The organism is Vibrio splendidus 12E03, assembly GCF_000272105.2.
Lineage (GTDB): Bacteria > Pseudomonadota > Gammaproteobacteria > Enterobacterales > Vibrionaceae > Vibrio > Vibrio splendidus_I.
The window spans coordinates 1-1,177 of record NZ_AJZD02000043.1 but is presented as its reverse complement, the minus strand read 5'-3'; the positions used below and the strand labels follow the sequence as shown (position 1 = coordinate 1,177).

Sequence of the window (1,177 nt, the reverse complement as noted above, 5' to 3'; positions counted from 1 at the left end):
TGTCTAAAGAAAAATTTGAACGTACGAAACCGCACGTAAACGTTGGTACTATCGGCCACGTTGACCACGGTAAAACAACTCTAACTGCTGCTATCTGTACTACTCTTGCAAAAGTATACGGCGGTGTTGCTAAAGATTTCGCATCTATCGATAACGCTCCAGAAGAGCGTGAGCGCGGTATCACAATCGCAACTTCTCACGTTGAGTACGACACTCCAGCACGTCACTACGCACACGTAGACTGTCCAGGACACGCGGATTATGTTAAAAACATGATCACTGGTGCTGCACAAATGGACGGCGGTATCCTAGTTGTTGCTGCGACTGACGGCCCTATGCCTCAAACTCGTGAGCACATCCTACTTGGTCGTCAAGTTGGTATCCCTTACATCATCGTATTCATGAACAAATGTGACATGGTTGATGACGAAGAGCTACTTGAGCTAGTTGAGATGGAAGTTCGTGAACTTCTTTCTGAATACGACTTCCCAGGTGATGACCTACCAGTTATCCAAGGTTCTGCACTTGGCGCACTAAACGGCGAGAAGCAGTGGGAAGACAAGATCGTTGAGCTTGCAGAAGCACTAGATTCTTACATCCCTGAGCCAGAGCGTGCAGTTGACCAACCGTTCCTACTACCAATTGAAGATGTATTCTCAATCCAAGGTCGTGGTACTGTTGTAACTGGTCGTATCGAGCGCGGTATCCTACGTGTAGGTGACGAAGTAGAAATCGTTGGTATCAAAGAGACTACTCTTACTACTTGTACTGGTGTTGAAATGTTCCGTAAACTGCTTGACGAAGGTCGTGCAGGTGAGAACGTTGGTGCACTTCTACGTGGTACTAAGCGTGATGACGTTGAACGTGGTCAAGTACTTTCTGCGAAAGGTTCTATCAACCCACACACTAAGTTTGAGTCTGAAGTATACGTACTTTCTAAAGACGAAGGCGGCCGTCACACTCCTTTCTTCAAAGGTTACCGTCCACAGTTCTACTTCCGTACAACTGACGTAACAGGCGACATCACTCTACCAGAAGGCGTAGAAATGGTAATGCCAGGTGACAACGTTCAAATGACTGTTGAGCTAATCGCTCCAATCGCAATGGACGAAGGTCTACGTTTCGCAATCCGCGAAGGTGGCCGTACAGTTGGTGCTGGTGTTGTAGCTAAAATCTT

General features: G+C 47.0%; 1 protein-coding gene. It reads left to right on the top strand.

The window, feature by feature from the left end; genetic code table 11:
• Nucleotides 1–1,177, top strand: a 1,177-nt coding sequence (tuf, locus tag A142_RS04480) for an elongation factor Tu (protein WP_016783752.1), incomplete at both ends; no start/stop codon positions are given.